We start from the raw sequence: 18,417 nt of genomic DNA on the forward strand, positions 1-18,417 counted from the left end.
TTAATCATCTTTGCCCGCACTACCGCAACGGCAACACCCCTATCATAGCCGCACTTTATGCCAAATGGCGGCGTAGCAGTAACATCTAAGTCAAATATCCGGGCTATTGTCGGTAAATGAGGAGATCGATACAACTCCTGCGACGGGGATTGATCCCGCCTGATGGAGTCACTCAGAGAAATCTGAGCGGGCTACTGACCGCCCTGACCGTGAATGCCGCCCGAACCGGCGGTTTGCCCTCTGGCGGCCAGATAAGCGCTCCTGCTATAATCTGCAGCCACAGGCATCCCGCCTGTTTTCATTTCTGCCCCGGCAGCGTTCAGCCTGTCGAACTGGCGCAGACATTTTTGGCACGGATAGCCCTGTTTAACGAGTAACCGCCCCGTTCGCGCTTGCTCACGCTGCCCAGGCCAAAAATGACAAGTGGATAACCCTTTGGATCACTTATGTTAGATAGCTTACTTGTCATTCTTTTACTGATTGTCGTCAGTGCTTTTTTCTCTCTGTCGGAGATCTCGCTGGCAGCCGCCCGCAAGATCAAACTGAAACTGCTCGCCGATGAAGGCAACGTTAACGCGCAGCGCGTCCTGAAAATGCAGGAAACGCCGGGTATGTTTTTTACCGTCGTCCAGATTGGCCTTAACGCCGTCGCCATCCTCGGCGGTATCGTCGGTGACGCTGCCTTTTCACCGGTCTTCAGCGGCCTCTTCAGCCGCTTCGTCCCGCCGGAACTGGCTGAGCAGCTCAGCTTTATCTGCTCCTTCACCATCGTGACCAGCCTGTTTATCCTGTTCGCCGACCTAACCCCAAAGCGGGTTGGAATGGTCGCCCCCGAAACCATCGCGCTGCGCATCATCAATCCGATGCGTTTCTGCCTGCTGGTGATGCGTCCGCTGGTCTGGCTGTTTAACGGTCTGGCTAACGTCTTCTTCCGCCTCTTCAAGCTGCCAATGGTGCGTAAAGATGACATCACCTCCGATGATATCTACGCGGTGGTGGAAGCCGGTGCGCTGGCGGGCGTGCTGCGTAAGCAGGAGCATGAGCTGATTGAAAACGTGTTTGAGCTGGAGTCGCGAACCGTTCCCTCTTCCATGACCTCGCGTGAGAACATCGTCTGGTTTGATCTGCATGAAGATGAGGCCAGCCTCAAGAGCAAAATCGCCGAACATCCGCACTCCAAGTTTTTAGTCTGCAGCGGGGATATCGACCATATCGTCGGCTATGTCGACTCCAAAGAGCTGCTGCTGCGCGTGCTGGGCAATCAGAGTATGGCGCTGAACAGTGGCCTGCAGATTCGTTCTGCGCTGATTGTGCCGGATACGCTGACCCTCTCTGAAGCGCTGGAAAGTTTCAAAACCGCCGGTGAAGATTTTGCGGTAATCATGAACGAATATGCGCTGGTGGTGGGCATCATTACCCTGAACGACGTGATGACCACGCTGATGGGAGATCTGGTCGGTCAGGGCATGGAAGAGCAGATCGTCGCGCGTGATGAGAACTCGTGGCTGGTTGAAGGCGGCACGCCGATTGATGACGTGATGCGCGTGCTGGACATCGACGATTTCCCGCAGTCAGGCAACTACGAAACCATCGGCGGCTTTATGATGTATATGCTGCGTAAGATCCCGAAGCGAACCGACTTTGTGAAGTTTGCCGGCTACAAGTTCGAGGTGGTGGATATTGACAGCTACCGCATCGACCAGCTGCTGGTCACCCGCATCGATGAACGACCGCCGGTGCTGAGCATGACAAAAAGCGAAGACGAGCAGGGATAGCGAAGGGTCTGGCTTATAAAACACTCAGGGCGCCATCGGCGCCCTTTTGATTAGTTGAACTCAAGCTTGAGACGAACGACCTGGCGGTTAATTTCTGACATCACGCTCAGGTGCTGTTTGTCTTTGACGCGCGGGATTAACACTTTCCCTTTATCGAACTCGAACGCGCCAACGTCCTTGATATACAACCTTCCTTTGAACAGCGTTTTGACATATTTCGCTATTTGCAGCGGATTATAGCGCTGGAAGATTTTCATACTGACTGACTCCTGTACATTTTTAAAGCACGCTTCGCCGTTTCCAAAGTAGGTACCAGCCCATGAAGCGCGAATTCGCGATAACTATAGAACACCGAACACTACTGGTGTTCCGAAAAATGAATTTTTTTACTGAGTTGACACATCATTACAGAACAGTCTGTTATGACTCTCATATGACACAGTATAAACCTTCGTTGGTTAAGTAATTGTGGCGGGCATAACAAACCTGACACCTTTCCACGACAGGCGCATCATCCCTGCTTACTATTGCAGTAAAATGACTGACTGGTCTGATCACTTAAGGAAAGTGCGATGCGAAATATTCTGGCAGCCGTGGCGCTGTCATTACTCATACCGGCGGGCGTCATGGCCCACGACCTCAGGCTCGATTCCCGCGTGCCCGCCACGGGCGTCAACGACAAAGGCGAGCTGATACTGCAGCAGGAGAAGTTTAGCTATAAAAACTGGAATAGCGCGCAGCTGAGTGGAAAAGTTCGCGTGATCCAGCACATTGCCGGGCGCTCCTCCGCCAAAGAGATGAACGCCGCGCTGATAGAGGCGATTAAGGCCGCGAAGCTGCCGCATGACCGCTATCAGACCACTACCATCGTTAACACCGATGATGCCATCCCCGGCACCGGCATGTTTGTGCGCAGCAGTATTGAGACCAATAAGCAGCAGTATCCCTGGTCGCAGTTTATCGTCGACAGCAAGGGCAATGTGCAGCACGCCTGGCAGCTGCAGCCAGGCAGCTCCGCCATCGTCGTGCTGGATAGACAGGGTACGGTGAAATTTGTGAAGGATGGCCCGCTGACGCAGGATGAAGTGACAAGAGTGATTGCTCTGGTCACCTCACTGCTGAAGGCGAAATAGCAGATGCCCCGGCGGGCGCGAGGCTCGCCGGGGCATCAGAAGGCAGACGCTCAGCCCGCGTTAAAACAGCGACACGCGGAAGCCGGGGTTCAGGAAAGATTCGCGCGGCGCGTAATCCAGGGTTTTACCCTGCCAGTCATGCACATGCGCGCCTGCGGCCATCGCCACCGCATGACCTGCACCGGTGTCCCAGATATTGGTGGGTCCGAAACGGGGATAGAGCTGAGCTTTCCCTTCCGCTACCAGGCAGAATTTCAGTGAGGAGCCGGTTGCAACGGTCTGATGCTCGCCCAGCTGCTTCAGGTACTCTTTCATCTCCTCATCGTCGCCATGGGAACGGCTCACCACCACCAGCGGTGGTCGTGCGTCACGCACATGAATCTGTTCACGATGACCACCCTCCTCTTTCCACGCCTTTCCCTCCGCCGCAGAGTACATCACACCCAGCGCCGGGGCATAAACCACGCCCATAATCGGCTTGCCCGCCTCAATCAGCGCAATGTTGACCGTAAATTCGCCGTTGCGTTTAATGAACTCTTTGGTGCCATCCAGGGGATCGACCAGCCAGTAGCGCTGCCAGTGCTGACGCTCTGTCCAGGCGGGCGGATCTTCTTCTGACAGCACCGGCAGATCGGGGGTTAACTGCTTCAGGCCAGAGAGGATGACCTCGTGCGCAGCGATATCCGCGGCGGTCACCGGCGAATCATCCGATTTGTGAGAAACGTCAAGCGGCGCGGCACCGTTATAGACCTGCATAATCGCGTCGCCTGCTTCGCGTGCCAGTTGGCAGATTTGCTCTAACATTTTTCACCTCGTTGTGTCTTTCTGCTGCAGGATCAGCTTTCCGTCAGACAGTGACATTTTAGCAGTTTCGCCTGACCTGCCCATTTACAGGCTGACCAGCGCGCCAATTTATAGATATATCAATATCATAGTTACCCGTTTATCGCCACGCCTGCGCCACTTTGCGCGCCCGCCGGAATCCGGTGCCGCCTCCGATGCGCCAAAACGTTATATCCATCACGATTTAAAATGACCCACCGGCAGGCTTTTACATTATTTTGAGATCCCCAATTATTTTGCAGCAGGAGCAGGCATGTTTAAGCCCGGCATAGTCTTACTGGCACTTGGCGTTTCCGCCGCCGCACAGGCCGCAACGGTCGATCTACGCATACTGGAAACCACCGATCTTCATAGCAACATGATGGATTTCGACTACTACAAAGACACCCCAACCGAAAAGTTTGGCATGGTGCGCACCGCCACGCTGATCCACGCCGCGCGTCAGGAGGTGAAAAACAGCCTGCTGGTCGACAACGGCGATATCATTCAGGGCAGTCCGCTGGGCGACTACATGGCGGCAAAGGGATTGCGTGAGGGGGAGATCCACCCGGTCTACAAGGCGCTCAACACCCTGGATTACAGCGTCGGCAACCTCGGCAATCATGAATTTAATTATGGCCTGCCCTACCTGAAGAAAGCGCTGGCCGGTGCCCGCTTTCCCTACGTCAATGCCAACGTCATTGACGTGAAGAGTGGCAAGCCGCTGTTTACGCCTTACCTCATCAAATCCACCACGCTGGTTGATCGTGAAGGCAAAACCCGGACCCTGAAGATTGGCTATATCGGCTTTGTGCCGCCGCAGATCATGGTGTGGGATAAAGCCAATCTGCAGGGCAAGGTGCGGGTCGATGACATCACGGAAACGGCGCGCCGCTATGTGCCGGAGATGCGTGCGCAGGGCGCGGATCTGGTCATCGCGATTCCGCACTCCGGCCTGAGCAGCGAGCCGTATCACACCCTGGCGGAGAACTCGGTTTACTATCTCAGTCAGGTTGAAGGCATCAACGCCATCCTGTTTGGCCATGCCCACGCCGTCTTCCCCGGTAAAGATTTTGCCGCGATTAAAGGCGCAGACATTAAGAACGGTACCCTGAACGGTGTGCCTGCGGTGATGCCCGGCATGTGGGGCGATCACCTGGGCGTGGTCGACCTGGTGCTGAACAATGACAACGGCAGGTGGCAGGTCACGAGCGGCAAAGCTGAGGCGCGCCCGATCTATGACATCGCAGCGAAAAAGTCTCTCGCCGCAGAAGATCCCGCGCTGGTGAAGGTTCTGGCTGAGGATCACCGCGCCACGCGCGACTTTGTGGCGAAACCCATCGGCAAGTCCGCCGACGTGATGTACAGCTATCTGTCGCTGGTACAGGACGATCCTACCGTGCAGATCGTCAACAACGCCCAGCGCGCCTATGTCGAGCACTTCATTCAGGGCGATCCCGATCTGGGCCGTCTGCCGGTACTCTCAGCGGCGGCGCCTTTCAAGGCGGGCGGGCGTAAAAACGATCCGGCCAGCTATGTCGAAGTGGAGAAAGGGCCGTTGACCTTCCGCAACGCCGCCGATCTTTATCTCTACCCCAATACGCTGGTGGTCATGAAGGTCAGCGGGGCGCAGGTTAAAGAGTGGCTGGAGTGCTCTGCAGGCCAGTTTAACCAGATCGATCCGCACAGTACGAAAACCCAGTCGCTGATTAACTGGGATTTCCGCACCTATAACTTCGATGTGATCGACGGGGTCACCTATCAGATCGATGTGACCCAGCCAGCGCGCTACGACAGCGAGTGCCAGCTGATCCATCCTGATGCCTCCCGTATCCGTCAGCTGAGCTGGCAGGGTAAGCCGATCGACCCGCAGGCGACCTTCCTGGTGGCAACGAACAACTATCGTGCTTATGGCGGCAAATTTGCCGGCACCGGCGATAACTATGTCGCCTTTGCCTCGCCGGATGAGAACCGTTCGGTGGTGGCAGCCTATATCAGTGCAGAGACTAAGGCGCACGGGGAAGTCCAGCCACAAGCGGACAATAACTGGCGGCTGGCCCCGATTAACGCATCCACGCCGCTGGACATCCGGTTTGAGACGGCACCGGGGGAGAAAGCGACCGGGTTTATTAAGCAGCATGCGCAATATCCGCTTCAGCCCAAAGGGACCGATGCGACTGGCTTCGCGTTGTGGCAGGTGAATTTACAGCAGAAGTAAGGCAGGATAAAACGCTGCAACCGGGCGGTTGCAGCGTCCGGCAATTACAGAATTTCCAGCAGTTCCACTTCGAAAATCAGGGTGCTGAACGGTGGGATGGAGGCACCCGCACCGCGCTCGCCATACGCGAGGTTCTGTGGGATCACCAGTTCCCATTTTGAGCCAACCGGCATCAGGGTCAGGGCTTCGATCCAGCCTGGGATCACACCGCTCACCGGGAACTCTGCCGGTTCGCCACGCGCCACCGAGCTGTCGAACACGCTGCCGTCGATCAGTTTGCCGGTGTAGTGCACGCGTACGCGATCCTGACGCGATGGGATAGGACCTTCGCCCTGAGTAATCACGCTGAACTGCAGACCGGATTCGGTGCTGTTCACGCCTTCACGCTGCGCATGTTCCTGCAGGAACGCCTGACCTTCTGCTGCCATGGCTTCGGTGCGCTCACGACGCACGCCTTCAGCACGTTCATGAACTTCACGCAGTGCGCGATGAACGACATCAACCGGTACGGCAGGCGAGTTCCCTTCCAGCGCGTCGCGCAGGCCCGCGAGCAGTGCTTCTGGCTGCAGCCCCTGCAGACCAGATTCCAGCAACTGCTGGCCAACCTGTAAACCAATACCGTAACTTGCTTGTGCTTCGACGCTGTCGAAAGAAGGGGTAGTCATCTTCGTTCCTTTCACTCTCGGATAAATTCGAACCGGCAGCATAGCAGCGCAGGCCGCTGGCGTAAAATGCCCTGCATCGCAGATGACTTTTCCCGGCGAAAGAGAAACAATAGAGCCGTCAGATTTATCAATGCTGGCAGGCACTTCGCGCCAGTATTGCCCATACTATAACTATCGACGGAATACCCCCCGTCTGTGGCACACGAAGAAGAGAGCAACTATGGGCCAGATCGCCCCACGACGCCGCCGGACGCGCGCAACACATATGATATCCCGGCTGCAGACCTGGCTGGCCGCACGCAGGCCAGCGCAGCCTGCCGGAGAGGAGGAACCCCGCATGGCTTCTGAGACGTCATCCCGCCTGCCGACATGGCTTCAGCGAATCTGGCATTTTACCGACGACATCCGCTGGATGGCACCGCTGCCTGCACCGCACCGTCGCGGCATTGTGGCGGCGCTGCTGGTTATGCTGGTGGCGTTTCTCTGGCCTGCCACGACGCCGCGCTATCCGGTCGAACAGCCGGTTACGCCTTCCGCAGAGAAAGAGGTGCCGATGCAGGCCGATATCTACGATAACACCCGCTCCGGGCAGGCCTCCTCATCACAGCAGACGCCAAAAGCAGATTCTCAGGGCGCGTGGCGCAGTCTGACCATCGCGTCCGGCCAGACGCTGGCGCAGCTGTTTCGTGACAACAGCCTGCCGGTCAATGATGTGTTTGCGATGGCGCGGGTGGAAGGCAACGACCAGCCCCTCAGCTCACTGAAAAGTGGTCAGCAGGTCAAAATCCGACAGGATGCACAGGGTGTGGTAACGGGACTGACGGTGGAGGGCGCAGAGGGCCCGGTGCTGTTTACCCGTCAGACAGACGGCAGCTTTATCCGCGCGCAGTAGCTGAGCAAGGCATAAAAACAAAAACGCCGGCACAGGGCCGGCGATTTTGTTGTGCTCAGTTAATAAAATTAACCAGCAACAACCTTCACGGTCAGTTTAGCGAATACATCGCTGTGGACCTGGAAGTCTACTTCATGCTCACCGATAGTACGCAGAACGCCGTTCGGCAGACGAACTTCGCTCTTCGCTACGTCAACGCCAGCTGCAGTCACTGCATCAGCGATGTCGCGGGTACCGATTGAACCGAACAGCTTACCTTCATCGCCTGCTTTAGACGTGATGGTCACGGTGCCCAGTGCATTGATTTTCTCAGCGCGTGCAGTCGCTGCAGACTGAACGTCAGCCAGTTTGGCTTCCAGTTCAGCACGGCGTGCTTCGAAATACTCAACGTTTTTCTTGGTAGCAGGAACAGCTTTGCCCTGTGGAACCAGGAAGTTACGAGCGTAGCCCGCTTTAACGTTAACCTGATCACCCAGGCTGCCCAGGTTTGCTACTTTATCAAGCAGAATAACTTGCATTACCTTATCCTCTTAAAGTCGTTAATGGACAGTTGCCGATTACTGATGACGATCAGTGTACGGCAGCAGAGACAGATAACGCGCGCGCTTGATGCAGCGAGCCAACTGACGCTGGTATTTTGCACGAGTACCGGTGATACGGCTCGGGACAATTTTACCGCTTTCGGTAATGTAGTTTTTCAACGTTGCGATGTCTTTGTAATCGATCTCAACAACGCCTTCCGCGGTGAAACGGCAGAACTTGCGACGACGGAAATAACGTGCCATTAGGCTAGTCTCCAGAATCTATCAATTCAATCTGCTCGGCATGGAACACCACTTTGCTCTGGCCATTGCGTGCCTGATGGCAACTAATGAAACCGTCCAGTGTGAGTTGCGTGCCGACCGTTATATGTTGAGTAATCACCTGATGGGTGCTGCCGCTGATAATCACCGGCATACGACACCAGGCTTGCCGGTGAAACCCGGCCTCCTCCTGCACTGAGCGGTGCTCTAGCACAAACTGACAGTGAGGAATTCCTGACGGGCTAATTTTTCGAACCGGCGTCCTGCACACAGTGCCGGACAAGCGCAGTCGATTAACCGTCACGATGGATTACTCTTCAGAATCCCCAGCATCTGACTCATCAGCGGATTCGTTAGCAAAATCTTCGCGACGATCACGACGCTCATCTTTCGCTTTAACCATCGGTGATGCTTCAGTTACCGCGTGTTTAACGCGCATAACCATGCTACGGATAACGGCGTCGTTGAAGCGGAAGTTCGTTTCCAGCTCATCGATCGCTTCCTGCGGCGCTTCAACGTTCATCAGAACGTAGTGAGCTTTGTGCAGTTTGTTGATCGGGTAAGCCAGCTGACGGCGGCCCCAGTCTTCCAGACGGTGAATCGTGCCCTGTGCACCAGTGATAGCACCAGTGTAACGCTCGATCATGCCAGGAACCTGTTCGCTCTGGTCAGGATGAACCATAAATACGATTTCGTAATGACGCATCGAAATTGCTCCTTACGGATTATTCAGCCTCCTGTCGGGGTCAGCCGCGGCCCATGGAAGCAAGGAACGTTATAGGCTGTGTCCCACAACCGTTCGCCGTAACGAGCCTTTGTGGGACACAGCCTGAGAATGCGGCTGAAAAATTGACGCGTAATCATACTGGCGACCGTGGCTAAACTCAAGCGCACATTTCAATAAAATGCGGCTGGGGACGCGGAGTCGGTGGGTCAGGAAGGGAACGGTGTAAAAACAGCGGGTTAACGCGGAATCGTTCAAAAACGCTGACAGAGAGGTTCAGCGGGACGATCTGGCGTTCGCAGGGGCAGTGGCTAAAATTAAAGCAGACGTCACGACAGGATCGCTGGCGTCACACAGAGTGTCTTCCCTGAAGTGAGGAGTCGGGCATGAAAACGTTCGTCATCGCCACTTTCCTGGGTCTCTTCCTGTCTCCACCCGCCCTTGCCAGCCATGCTGACTGTGCGCAGCAGATAAGAAGTCACAGCAGCGAAGCGGCATCCGGTTATGTCTACGTTAACCGGCTGGACAGGCCGGAACGAAACCCGGTCAGCGCGCCTGTCAGTCCTGCTGAGAAATCGGCTGCGCGCTGGTAAGTACCGGTCGCGTCACGGGCGGCGGCATCCTGCTCCGCCCGTTCATCGTTTACAGCTGATGACGAAAGAAGCTGACCAGCGCCGTCAGGGCGGAGGGGGTGATCTTATGCCCAATCCCCTTTTCCGACAGCGACGTCAGATGCTGATCCAGGCCATTGTCACGCAGGGCCCTCTCCAGCCGCTCGGTTTCCGCCCAGGGCACCACCTCATCCGCCTCACCATGCCACAGCAGCAGCGGCCGGTCTGCCAGTGCCGTGAGCCGGTTGCAGGGGTCATACTCCGCCAGAGGCGCAATACGGGCATCAAATTTCGCCTGCCGGTCGGGCGAATCGGGGAGCCGCGGCGGAAACAGTGAGTGACTGAGCTGCATAAAATAGCCCGATCCCATCATGCAGGCGACGCTGTGAATCTGTGGGTAGCGCGCCATGGCCCCCAGGGCGGTCATGCCGCCCATTGAGGCCCCCGCCACCGCAAAACGCGAACCGGCGATCAGATTTTCATCTCGCAGCGCCGCTTCCAGCTGCGGCAGCTCATCAATGTTCTGCTTCAGGATCTCCCAGAAGCGGTCCAGGCGTGTCCCGGCATCACCGTCATAGCGCGCGCCGTGTCGCGCCGCATCGGGCATCACCGCGCGAAAACCTGCCTGCGCCAGCGCCACCGCAAAGTAGGCGTAGACCTCTTTCGACGAGGTAAAGCCGTGATAAAACAGCACCGTGGGCAGCGGTGCCTGGCGCTGTCCGGCAGGCGTGGCGTGCAGGCATTCAATACCAGCCAGCGTTTCTGTCGTGAGTTCGATCATCGTCTCTCCTGATGGGGTGAAAGCGTGCCGCTTCAGTGTACGTGCTATGGATGATTTAACGAAACGTGCCGCTGCGCTTAGCGGCCGGATTTCGCCCTAAACTTTTCCCCCTCCCTGCCGTTGATGGTGTACCCCCATAACTTGTTCAAAGGTAATTTATGACGCGTCTCTCTCTCAGCGGCCTGAGTCTTGGAGTTAAGCTGTCTGTACTGACGTCTCTCAGCGTTGCGCTGCTGTTGCTGGTACTCACCCTGACTCAAAGCCACAACGCCTCACGCCAGCTGGAAAATCTCGCCATCGATGACATACACAATCAGGTGCAGGGCATTAATGAAATGGCCTCCATGTTCAACGCCACCCTCACCGAAGAGGTGAGCCACTATACCAATCTGTTTATCAGCTTTTTACCCAGGCGTTTCAGCCTTGATGACAGCGCCAGAATTCAGGTGGGCGCATTTTCAACGCCCGTGCTGCGCGCCGGATTAAAAACGCTGAACCTCGATCAGGTCGCCGTCGACGATTTCACTGACCGCACCGCGGCGGTGGCGACGATTTTTGTGCGCGATGGCGATGATTTTATCCGCATCTCCACCTCGCTGAAAAAGGAGGATGGCAGTCGGGCTATCGGTACTCAGCTTGATCGCACCGGCGCCGCCTGGAAAAGCGTTCACGAAGGCAGGACATATCAGGGCCTGGCCACGCTATTCGGCCACCGCTATATCACGCAGTACCAGCCGGTAAAGGATGAGAGTGGCAGGGTCGTTGCCATCCTCTTCGTCGGCGTCGGCATTGACAAGCAGTATGCGCTGATGCGCGAAAAAATCCTGGCTCGCCGGCTGGGTGACAGCGGTCATTTCTTTGTGCTCAACGGCACGCCCGGTAAGACGCAGGGCAACTATCTGTTTGACCAGCACAACGAAGGAAAACAGCCCGGCTGGGATAGCGCTATCCTGCAGCCGCTATTGACGCAGCCACAGGGCATGCAGCAGGTGGAAATTGACGGTGAGCAGAAAATCCTGGCCTGGCAGCAGCTGCCGGGCTGGAACTGGGTGATCACCGGCGAAGTTAACCGTGCCAGCCTGCTGGCTCCGATTACCCACAGCCGTAACCTGTTCCTGATGACCGGACTGATTCTGGTGATGATCTTTGCGCTGGGGTTTGTCTGGTACAGCCGCCGGGCCATTACCCATCCGCTGCAGCAGGTGATCCATCTGGCGGAGCAGTATGCCGCCGGTAATCTGCAGGTCAACCTGAAGACCACCCGCTCTGATGAGGTGGGCCAGCTGATCGTGGCAATTAACGGCATTGGAAACGGTCTGGAAAAAATCGTCAGCCAGGTGCGCGTTGCTGCACAGGAGATCAGTGACGGTACGGATACCATCGCCGTCAGCAGCCATAATATCAGCGAGCAGATTGGACGTCAGGCCAGCAGCGTCGAGCAGACCTCCGCCAGCATGGAGCAGTTTGGCGCAACGGTGGAACACACCGCCGACAGCCTGCGTCAGGCGATGTCCCTGGTGGCGGAAGCCAGCGGAATCGTCAGCCACGGCAGCCAGACGGTGGAGCGCTCGGTAAACACCATGTCAGCGATTAAAGTGTCGTCACAAAGCATTGCGGACATTACCCATGTGATTGAGTCGATTGCCTTCCAGACCAACATCCTGGCGCTGAATGCCGCCGTTGAAGCGGCGCGAGCCGGTGAACAGGGTCGCGGTTTTGCCGTGGTCGCGGCAGAAGTGCGGGCACTGGCACAGCGGTCGGCGCAGGCGGCCAAAGAGATCGATGGGCTGATTGCCACCTCCATCGGCAACGTGGCACAGGGACATCAGCTCTCTGAACAGACGCGCGATGCGATGAGTGACATCGTGACGCACATCGAGCAGGTGCAGGCGCTGATGGGCGAGATCAACGTAGCGGCGCAGCAGCAGGCGGCGGGCATTGGTCAGGTTAATCTGGCGATGAATCAGATCAGTCAGGCGACCCATCAGAACAGCGAGCTGGTGGCGCAGGCGGAAAACAGTGCGCAGACGCTGAGTGATAAAGGTCATCATCTCACCCAGCTGGTCAGCGTATTCAGCCTTAAAGCCTGACCGCCTTCAGGACGATGACATACACTTACTGTCTCGTCCTGAAAAAGGGTTTTGCTATGCGTTCCGCTTACTTACTGATCCTGAGCCTGCTTCTGGCAGGCTGTTCCGCCCTTCAGACAACGCCAGAAGCGCCGCCTGCCCCAACGCAGCAGGCACAGGAGATTTCACGGTCGCAGAGTGGTGGCTTACCGAAGCTGGGTAATATCACCGTGAATGTGCACGGCTCGCCGGATGACGCCCAGCGGGCGGTGGCCGCCCGGGCCAATCAGGCCGGAGCGGTTTACTATCAGATCGTGGCGCTGAGTGAAACGGTGATGCCTGGCTTGTGGTACGCCAGTGCGATTCTTTATGGTGCGTCACCGGCCACAGGCGCGGGCCAGTAAACGATCGGTCACTGCGGCTTCCAGCGGGCGTGAACCGCGCGGGTCGAGCCACTGCTGGCACCAGGCATCGGCCAACGGCGGCTCGGCATATTTCAGCAGCTGAGCGCCTGTCGCCAGCAGCAGCAGCGTGCGGGTGACCTCGCGCGCCTGCTCTTCAGGGATGTGGCTGAGTCTCAGCCGCAGCTGACGCCAGCGCGCATCAAAATGCCGGTTACATCCTTTTACCGCCTCAAACTCCTGATTCAGCATCTCAGTCACCTCCGCCTGGCGGGCGAGCACGCGCAGGACGTCCAGACACATCACGTTGCCCGACCCCTCCCAGATACTGTTGACCGGCATGTCACGATAGAGACGCGGCAGCTCACTCGCTTCGCAGTAGCCAATGCCGCCCAGCACCTCCATCGACTCCGCTACAAACGGCGCGCCCGCTTTGCAGATCTGATACTTAGCGGCTGGGGTAAATAAGCGGGCAAAGGTGACCTCATGCGGTTTCGCCGGCTGGGACCAGGCGCGCGCCAGGCGCATCAGCAGCGCAGTCTGCCCCTCCAGCTGCAGCGCCTGCTGAGCCAGCACCTGCCGCATCAGCGGCAGATCCACGAGGTTTTTCCCCTGCACCTGACGCTGGTGAGCATGCCAGAGTGCCACCGAGAAGGCCCGCCGCATCTGCCCGTGACTGCCGAGTGCACAGTCGAAGCGCGTCATCCCGGCCATCTTCAGGATCAGCCGCACCCCTTCACCCTCTTCTCCCAGCAGCCAGCCCGTCGCCTCGCGAAACTCCACTTCGCAACTGGCGTTCGAGCGATTGCCCAGCTTCTCTTTGAGCCGTTCAAGCTGAATGGCATTGCGGGTGCCGTCGGGCAGCAGTCGCGGCAGGAAGAAGCAGCTTAATCCGGCGGGCGTCTGCGCCAGCACCAGATGCGCATCACTCTGCGGCACGGAGAAGAACCATTTATGGCCGGTCAGCCGCCAGGCTTCGCCGGGGCCGCGCGCCTCAAGCGGTTCAGCAAAGGTGGTGCTGGTAAGCAGATCGCTGCCCCCCTGCTTCTCTGTCATTCCCATGCCGATCAGCAGGCCGCGTTTCTGGTCGCCGGGCTGCGCATGGGTATCGTAGCGGTCGCTGAGCAGCGGATCGAGCCAGCCCTCAAATGCGGCGGGCAGCCAGGTCTGCAGCAGCGGAATGGCAGCATGTGTCATGGTCATCGGGCAGAGCGTGCCCGCTTCAACCTGTGCATGCAGGATAAAGCGCGCGGCGCGCGCCACGCTCGCCTGTTCCCGAACCGCAGGCTGCCAGCTGAGGTTGTGCAGGCGGCTGGCGCAGACGCCCTGCATCAGCAGGTGCCAGGCGGGGTGAAAACGGACCTCATCCAGCCGCACGCCACGGGCGTCATAGCGCTGCAGCTCAGGGGGTTCAGTATTGGCAAGCCGGCCAAGCTCCAGCGACTCGGCCCCGCCAAGCTGTGAGCCAACGGAGGTCAGCCATTCCCGATCCCACCCGGCCCCCTCACGGGAAAGGGCTTCGCTGAGCGGCGTATCAGAAAGAAACAGATTACTGTTGCTGAGAGGATGGGGCTGATTAAAAACGGTGTGTGTTGTCCAGGTCATAACCACTCCTCGCGGATGTCACTCCGTAAGTATGCGAAGGACGCGGGGTTATGCCTGGTACAGAAACTAATTTGTGGCGAGGATCACATCGGGGATCAGGCGTTGCGCTGGCGCACCGCTTCAAACAGGCAGACGCCGGTGGCCACCGAGACGTTGAGCGACGAAACGCTGCCCGCCATCGGAATGCTGATCAGCTCATCGCAATGTTCACGGGTCAGGCGACGCATGCCCTCACCCTCTGCGCCCATCACCAGCGCCATCGGGCCGGTCATTTTGCTCTGGAAGACGGTATGGTCAGCTTCACCTGCGGTGCCGACAACCCAGATGTTGTACTCCTGCAGCAGACGCAGCGTACGCGCCAGGTTGGTGACGCGGATCAACGGCACATTTTCCGCCGCGCCGCTGGCCACTTTTTTGGCGGTGGCGTTCAGAGGGGCAGAACGATCTTTCGGCACGATAATCGCGTGCACACCGGCCGCATCCGCGCTGCGCAGACAGGCGCCCAGATTGTGCGGGTCGGTGACGCCATCCAGCACCAGCAGGAACGGTTTGTCCAGGCTCTGCAGCAGATCCGGCAGATCGCCCTCCTGATACTGACGGCCGGGTTTTACCCGAGCCACGATGCCCTGATGCACCCCGCCTTCGACCTGACTGTCGAGCCATTTACGCTCCGCCAGCTGAATGACGATCCCCTGAGCTTCCAGCGCGGCGACCACGGGTTGCAGGCGACGATCGTCGCGGCCTTTGAGGATAAAGACTTCCTGAAAACGTTGTGGAGCACGTTCCAGCAGCGCCTGCACGGCATGGATACCAAAAATAATTTCGCTCATCAATCTGCTCAGTGGTTGGAAATGAAAAGAATGACCGCCCTTTCTCCGGAGAGAAAAGGCGGTGACGCGCCTCAGTCAGACTCGGCCTTTCTTCTGGCGCGCTTCGCCTTTGTGGCGGCGGCGATTTTACGGGTTTTTTCCGAGACGTTTTTACTTTTTTTCTCGCTATTTGCCCCGGCAGATTTGCCTTTGCCTCCCCGGAAGGCGGCGTCCGGCTCGAAGTTAGACTTACGGCTCGCATCGCGACGGCGCTTCGCTGGCGCTTTATCGTCACGTTTTGCGCGGTCGCGCGCAGTTTTTCCTTCGCCACGCACCTGACGCTGACTGGAGATCAGGGCAAAGTCGATTTTACGCTCGTCCATATGCACGGCTTCCACCCGCACTTCCACGGTGTCACCCAGGCGATAGGTGCGCCCGCCCGATTCACCAATCAGACGCTGTCCTACCGGGTCAAAACGGTAGTAGTCATTGTCGAGTGAGGAGACATGCACCAGACCATCAATGAAGAGATCGTTTAAGCGCACAAAGAAGCCAAATCCGGTGACGCTGGAGATGACGCCGTTGAACACGTTACCGACCTGATCCTGCATGAAGTCACACTTGAGCCAGTCCGCCACGTCGCGCGTCGCTTCATCTGCGCGGCGCTCGGTCAGGGAGCAATGCAGGCCCAGTTGCAGCATCTGCGGCATGTCATAGTGATAGCCACCGGTCGCGGTCGTCAGATCTTTGGCGACGCTGCGATCTTTCGGCATCAGATACTTAATGGCGCGCTGAACCAGCCCTTTGCCTTCATCCTGCTCTTTTGCCAGCAGATATTTGATGGCGCGGTGCAGCGTCAGATCCGGGTAGCGACGGATCGGCGAAGTAAAGTGAGCATAGGAGGAGAGGGCCAGACCGAAGTGGCCGCGGTTCTCCGGATCGTACACCGCCTGCTTCATGGAACGCAGCAGCATGGTCTGCAGCATTTCCGCATCCGGACGATCGGCCACCTGCTTCAGCAGCGCCGCATAGTCAACAGGCTGCGGTTTGTTGCCGCCTGGCAGGCTCAGTCCCAGCTCATTGAGCACGGTACGGAAGCTCTTGATGCTCTCGTCGGTCGGACGATCGTGGTCGCGGAACAGCGCCGGTTCCTGATTTTTCTCCACAAAGCGTGCCGAGGCGATGTTCGCCAGGATCATGCACTCTTCGATCAGCTTGTGGGCGTCATTACGGGAGACGCGTTCCACCCGCTCAATACGGCGCTCGGCGTTGAAAATAAACTTCGCCTCTTCCGTCTCAAACGAAATACCGCCGCGCTCTTCGCGGGCAGCATCCAGCGCCTGATAGAGGTTATGCAGCTCTTCAAGATCTTTAACCAGCGGCGCGTACTGCTGACGCAGCTCTTTGTCGCCCTGCAGGATATTCCAGACCTTGTTATAGGTCAGACGCGCATGGGAGTTCATTACCGCTTCATAATGTTTGAAGCCGGTCAGTTTACCCTTGGTCGAAATGGTCATCTCGCACACCATACACAGGCGATCCACCTGCGGGTTAAGCGAACAGAGGCCATTCGACAGCACTTCCGGCAGCATCGGCACCACCTGTGACGGGAAGTAGACCGAGGTGCCGCGTTGATGCGCCTCATCATCCAGCGGCGTGCCCGGACGAACGTAGTAGCTCACATCGGCAATCGCTACCCACAGACGCCAGCCACCCCCGCGCTTTTTCTCACAGTAGACGGCATCATCGAAGTCACGGGCATCTTCACCATCAATGGTGACCAGCGGCAGTTTGCGCAGATCGACGCGACCTTTTTTCGCCTCTTCCGGCACCTCTTCTTTCAGCTGGCTGATCTGGGCTTCAACCTGCGGCGGCCAGGTGTGCGGAATTTCATGGGTGCGCAGCGCCATATCCACGGCCAGGCTGGTGCCCATATCTTCGCCAAGAATTTCAATCACTTTACCGATCGCTTTGCTGCGACGGTTCGGGCGCTGCACCAGCTCCACCACCACCACGGAACCCATACGGGCCTGCATCGTCTCTTCTGGCGGGATGAGAATATCGAAACTCAGGCGACTGTCATCCGGCACCACGAAGCCGGCACCGGCATCGGTAAAGTAGCGGCCAACGATCTGATTGTTGCGGGGTTCCTGCACCCGGACCACACGCGCTTCGCGACGGCCTTTGCGATCGGCACCCAGCGGCTGCGCCAGGATCACGTCACCGTGCATGCAGAATTTCATCTGTTCAGCGGAAAGATAGAGGTCATCTTTCTGACCTTCCGCCCGCAGGAAGCCGTAGCCATCACGATGGCCGATAACTTTACCGCGCAGGAGATCGAGGCGTTCTGGCAGGGCATAACACTGACGGCGGGTGAAGACCAGCTGACCATCACGCTCCATGGCGCGAAGGCGGCGACGCAGCGCCTCAAGCTGCTCTTCATCGTGCAGATTCATCTCTTCAGCCAGCTCTTCACGGCTGGCCGGTTTTTCACGTTTTTCTAATAAAGCCAGGATAAATTCACGGCTTGGAATAGGGTTTTCGTATTTTTCAGCTTCTCTATCCTGAAAAGGATCTTTTGACATAACGGTTCCTCCGATGTCATTTAATATTTATATCCGCCGGCGATTTGGACAGTATGATTTCATAAAGTGGCGTATTGCCTTCGACCAAATCGGCCAGCGTATAGTTATCCAGCTCCTGCAAAAATCGCTGTACTGCATCATGCAGCGCCTGTTTAAGACGGCAGGCGGGCGAAATGGAGCAGGAGGGGCAATCGACTAATTGTAGCGGCTCCATCCTGCGGACCACTTCACCAATCACAATCTGATGCGGCGGCATACCCAGACGAATACCGCCATTTTTACCCCGTGTTGCAGCGACATAGCCCGCCCGGCTCAGCTGATTAATGATTTTGACCATATGGTTACGCGACAAACCGTACGTGTCGGTTACCGCAGTAATATTGGTCTGCTGGCCTTCAGGTAACGAGGCCAGATAAATCAGGGCCCGTAAGCCATAATCAGTAAAACTCGTGAGCTGCACAGTAACCTCAGTGAACCTTCAGGCGTGGCATGACATTGTTCGCCTTACAATGGGTGTCGGGATT

Annotated in this window: 19 protein-coding genes; 7 read left to right on the top strand and 12 right to left on the bottom strand. The window is 57.4% G+C overall.

What is annotated here, in order from left to right; translation table 11 throughout:
* Positions 1–446 precede the first annotated feature (446 nt).
* On the top strand, positions 447–1,775 hold the full coding sequence (locus S7A_RS01790; RefSeq protein ID WP_009087434.1) for a hemolysin family protein: 1,329 nt from the start codon (positions 447–449) through the stop codon (positions 1,773–1,775).
* Between the two features lie 50 nt (positions 1,776–1,825).
* Here the strand turns inward: S7A_RS01790 and S7A_RS01795 are convergent, their stop codons facing one another.
* On the bottom strand, positions 1,826–2,032 hold the full coding sequence (locus S7A_RS01795; RefSeq protein ID WP_003855513.1) for a DUF1107 domain-containing protein: 207 nt from the start codon (positions 2,030–2,032) through the stop codon (positions 1,826–1,828).
* Between the two features lie 315 nt (positions 2,033–2,347).
* On the opposite strand from S7A_RS01795, the gene S7A_RS01800 reads away from it, so the two are divergent.
* Positions 2,348–2,908 (top strand): YtfJ family protein, encoded by a 561-nt coding sequence (locus S7A_RS01800; RefSeq protein WP_009087436.1) that lies wholly within the window; start codon positions 2,348–2,350, stop codon positions 2,906–2,908.
* A gap of 60 nt (positions 2,909–2,968) precedes the next feature.
* Here S7A_RS01800 and cysQ read toward each other — a convergent pair whose 3' ends face one another.
* A complete protein-coding gene (cysQ, locus tag S7A_RS01805; protein ID WP_009087438.1) occupies positions 2,969–3,712 on the bottom strand; it encodes a 3'(2'),5'-bisphosphate nucleotidase CysQ in 744 nt (247 codons plus the stop codon).
* Between the two features lie 292 nt (positions 3,713–4,004).
* Between cysQ and S7A_RS01810 the strand changes: the two genes are divergently transcribed.
* Complete coding sequence (locus S7A_RS01810; RefSeq protein WP_009087440.1) at positions 4,005–5,948, top strand: bifunctional 2',3'-cyclic-nucleotide 2'-phosphodiesterase/3'-nucleotidase; 1,944 nt, start codon at positions 4,005–4,007, stop codon at positions 5,946–5,948.
* A gap of 44 nt (positions 5,949–5,992) precedes the next feature.
* Here S7A_RS01810 and fklB read toward each other — a convergent pair whose 3' ends face one another.
* The gene (gene fklB, locus S7A_RS01815; protein ID WP_009087442.1) at positions 5,993–6,613 is read right to left on the bottom strand and encodes an FKBP-type peptidyl-prolyl cis-trans isomerase; all 621 of its coding nucleotides are present in this window, start codon (positions 6,611–6,613) and stop codon (positions 5,993–5,995) included.
* A 220-nt stretch (positions 6,614–6,833) separates the two neighbouring features.
* Between fklB and S7A_RS01820 the strand changes: the two genes are divergently transcribed.
* Positions 6,834–7,505 (top strand): LysM-like peptidoglycan-binding domain-containing protein, encoded by a 672-nt coding sequence (locus S7A_RS01820; protein ID WP_150030241.1) that lies wholly within the window; start codon positions 6,834–6,836, stop codon positions 7,503–7,505.
* 68 nt (positions 7,506–7,573) lie between these two features.
* On the opposite strand, the gene rplI is transcribed toward S7A_RS01820, so the two are convergent.
* Genes rplI through rpsF form a run of 4 tightly spaced genes read right to left on the bottom strand, consistent with a single transcriptional unit; the run spans position 7,574 to position 9,014 of the window.
* Positions 7,574–8,023 carry a 50S ribosomal protein L9 gene (rplI, locus tag S7A_RS01825; protein ID WP_009087446.1) on the bottom strand — a complete coding sequence of 150 codons (450 nt, stop codon included), beginning with the start codon at positions 8,021–8,023 and terminating at the stop codon, positions 7,574–7,576.
* A 39-nt stretch (positions 8,024–8,062) separates the two neighbouring features.
* Positions 8,063–8,290 (bottom strand): 30S ribosomal protein S18, encoded by a 228-nt coding sequence (gene rpsR, locus S7A_RS01830; RefSeq protein WP_002210155.1) that lies wholly within the window; start codon positions 8,288–8,290, stop codon positions 8,063–8,065.
* Between the two features lie 4 nt (positions 8,291–8,294).
* Positions 8,295–8,612 (bottom strand): primosomal replication protein N, encoded by a 318-nt coding sequence (gene priB / locus S7A_RS01835; RefSeq protein ID WP_009087448.1) that lies wholly within the window; start codon positions 8,610–8,612, stop codon positions 8,295–8,297.
* A 6-nt stretch (positions 8,613–8,618) separates the two neighbouring features.
* Complete coding sequence (rpsF, locus tag S7A_RS01840) at positions 8,619–9,014, bottom strand: 30S ribosomal protein S6 (RefSeq protein ID WP_009087450.1); 396 nt, start codon at positions 9,012–9,014, stop codon at positions 8,619–8,621.
* Between the two features lie 404 nt (positions 9,015–9,418).
* On the opposite strand from rpsF, the gene S7A_RS01845 reads away from it, so the two are divergent.
* Positions 9,419–9,625, top strand: coding sequence for a hypothetical protein (locus tag S7A_RS01845; RefSeq protein ID WP_009087452.1), 207 nt, complete (start codon positions 9,419–9,421; stop codon positions 9,623–9,625).
* Between the two features lie 49 nt (positions 9,626–9,674).
* Here S7A_RS01845 and yjfP read toward each other — a convergent pair whose 3' ends face one another.
* Entirely contained in the window at positions 9,675–10,424 is a 750-nt protein-coding gene (gene yjfP / locus S7A_RS01850; RefSeq protein ID WP_009087454.1) for an esterase, read from the bottom strand.
* A gap of 158 nt (positions 10,425–10,582) precedes the next feature.
* Between yjfP and S7A_RS01855 the strand changes: the two genes are divergently transcribed.
* Both S7A_RS01855 and bsmA read left to right on the top strand, forming a co-directional pair.
* On the top strand, positions 10,583–12,514 hold the full coding sequence (locus S7A_RS01855; protein ID WP_009087456.1) for a methyl-accepting chemotaxis protein: 1,932 nt from the start codon (positions 10,583–10,585) through the stop codon (positions 12,512–12,514).
* Positions 12,515–12,570: 56 nt separating this feature from the next.
* Positions 12,571–12,897: a biofilm peroxide resistance protein BsmA gene (bsmA, locus tag S7A_RS01860; protein WP_009087458.1), complete on the top strand. Its 327-nt coding sequence runs from the start codon at positions 12,571–12,573 to the stop codon at positions 12,895–12,897.
* On the opposite strand, the gene S7A_RS01865 is transcribed toward bsmA, so the two are convergent.
* From S7A_RS01865 to nsrR, 4 genes are all read right to left on the bottom strand, one after another.
* The gene (locus tag S7A_RS01865; RefSeq protein WP_009087459.1) at positions 12,871–14,499 is read right to left on the bottom strand and encodes an isovaleryl-CoA dehydrogenase; all 1,629 of its coding nucleotides are present in this window, start codon (positions 14,497–14,499) and stop codon (positions 12,871–12,873) included. The genes bsmA and S7A_RS01865 overlap by 27 nt on opposite strands.
* A gap of 95 nt (positions 14,500–14,594) precedes the next feature.
* A complete protein-coding gene (gene rlmB, locus S7A_RS01870; RefSeq protein ID WP_009087460.1) occupies positions 14,595–15,329 on the bottom strand; it encodes a 23S rRNA (guanosine(2251)-2'-O)-methyltransferase RlmB in 735 nt (244 codons plus the stop codon).
* 71 nt (positions 15,330–15,400) lie between these two features.
* Entirely contained in the window at positions 15,401–17,893 is a 2,493-nt protein-coding gene (gene rnr / locus S7A_RS01875; protein ID WP_009087461.1) for a ribonuclease R, read from the bottom strand.
* 16 nt (positions 17,894–17,909) lie between these two features.
* A complete protein-coding gene (gene nsrR, locus S7A_RS01880; RefSeq protein ID WP_009087462.1) occupies positions 17,910–18,353 on the bottom strand; it encodes a nitric oxide-sensing transcriptional repressor NsrR in 444 nt (147 codons plus the stop codon).
* Positions 18,354–18,417 lie beyond the last annotated feature (64 nt).

Source organism: Pantoea sp. Sc1 (assembly GCF_000255315.1).
GTDB lineage: Bacteria > Pseudomonadota > Gammaproteobacteria > Enterobacterales > Enterobacteriaceae > Pantoea > Pantoea anthophila.